The organism is Micromonospora sp. DT4 (assembly GCF_049841675.1).
Lineage (GTDB): Bacteria > Actinomycetota > Actinomycetes > Mycobacteriales > Micromonosporaceae > Micromonospora.
The window spans coordinates 1-862 of sequence record NZ_JBNCKT010000259.1; the positions used below are offsets into that span (position 1 = coordinate 1).

An 862-nucleotide genomic window follows, 5' to 3' on the forward strand; every position below is an offset into this window, starting at 1 on the left:
GCGCGAAGCCGCCCGACGCATCAACGCCGAACGACTTCTCACTGCGTAGCCGTCCAGTTACCCGACAGTCTCTCAGGGGTCACCCCGAGGTGGACACCAGGGGGCGCTAGGGGCTGCGACCGGATGTCCCAGGTGGTGCGGCGGCCATAGCGTACGAGGCATGACGCAATGGCTGGCCCAGGTCGGAGAGCTGCCCATCCTGGTGCTGATGGGCGTGCTCGGGTTGGTCATGCTCTTCGACGCCGTACCGCTGCTGGGCGTGCTGATCCCCGGCGACGTGGCGATCCTGGCCGCGGTCGGTGTGGGCCGCCCGGCCATCGGGCTGGCCACCTTCGCCGCAGTGCTCGCCGGTTGCCTGGCCGGCTGGTCGCTGAGCTTCCTGATCGGTCGCCGGTACGGCGAACACCTGCGCCGTAGCCGCATCGGAGGCTGGATCGGCGAGTCACGCTGGAGCGCGGCCGAGGGGATCCTCAGCCGTGGCGGCGGGCGGATGATGATGGTTGCGCCGTTCCTGCCCGTGTTCAACGCGCTGCTGCCACTGGCGGCCGGCGGGCTGCGGATGTCGTACCGGCGGTTCCTCGGCGGCGCGGCCCTCGGCGCGGCGGCCTGGGCCGGTCTCTACCTGGCGCTGGGCACCGCCTCGCGGTCGCTGGCCGCGCTGCTGCCGGAGGCGCCCAGCCCGCTGCTGGTGACCATGGGGGTGGGGTTGGTGCTGGCCTCCGTCGTGCTGCTGGGGGCACGGCGGCGGCTGTTCGCTCTTGCTCGCTGAGCTTGTTGCTGGCCTGGTTGCGGTGGGGGCGGGGGCCTGCCGTGCCCGGCTCCGGGCGGTCAGGCTTGATCCCTGCGCCGGGCACGGCAGGCC

General features: G+C 72.6%; 1 protein-coding gene. It reads left to right on the top strand.

What is annotated here, in order from left to right; translation table 11 throughout:
• Positions 1–160 precede the first annotated feature (160 nt).
• Entirely contained in the window at positions 161–769 is a 609-nt protein-coding gene (locus ACLQ24_RS29445) for a DedA family protein (protein ID WP_425894999.1), read from the top strand.
• Positions 770–862 lie beyond the last annotated feature (93 nt).

What these genes read in the sequence shown, in the direction of transcription:
- ACLQ24_RS29445 (WP_425894999.1), top strand. Translation starts at nt 161, where the DNA reads ATGACGCAATGGCTGGCCCAGGTCGGAGAGCTGCCCATCCTGGTGCTG.